The 403-nt window shown below is 50.9% G+C and carries 1 rRNA gene; it reads right to left on the bottom strand.

The features are described from left to right. Window positions 1-403: ribosomal RNA gene (locus SxD43FB_RS24200) — 23S ribosomal RNA — on the bottom strand; the annotation flags it as partial.

The following is a 403-nucleotide window of genomic DNA, read 5'->3' as shown; positions in this document are numbered from 1 at the left end:
GGTCATCCGCTAACTTTTCAACGGTAGTCGGTTCGGTCCTCCAGTTAGTGTTACCCAACCTTCAACCTGCCCATGGATAGATCGCCCGGTTTCGGGTCTATTCCCAGCGACTAGACGCCCTATTAAGACTCGCTTTCGCTACGCCTCCCCTATTCGGTTAAGCTCGCCACTGAAAATAAGTCGCTGACCCATTATACAAAAGGTACGCAGTCACCCAACAAAGTGGGCTCCCACTGCTTGTACGCATACGGTTTCAGGATCTATTTCACTCCCCTCTCCGGGGTTCTTTTCGCCTTTCCCTCACGGTACTAGTTCACTATCGGTCAGTCAGTAGTATTTAGCCTTGGAGGATGGTCCCCCCATATTCAGACAAAGTTTCTCGTGCTCCGTCCTACTCGATTTC

Source organism: Sphingobium sp. D43FB, from assembly GCF_002312805.1.
Classification (GTDB): domain Bacteria; phylum Pseudomonadota; class Alphaproteobacteria; order Sphingomonadales; family Sphingomonadaceae; genus Sphingobium.
This window is presented reverse-complemented; position numbering and strand designations above follow the sequence as displayed.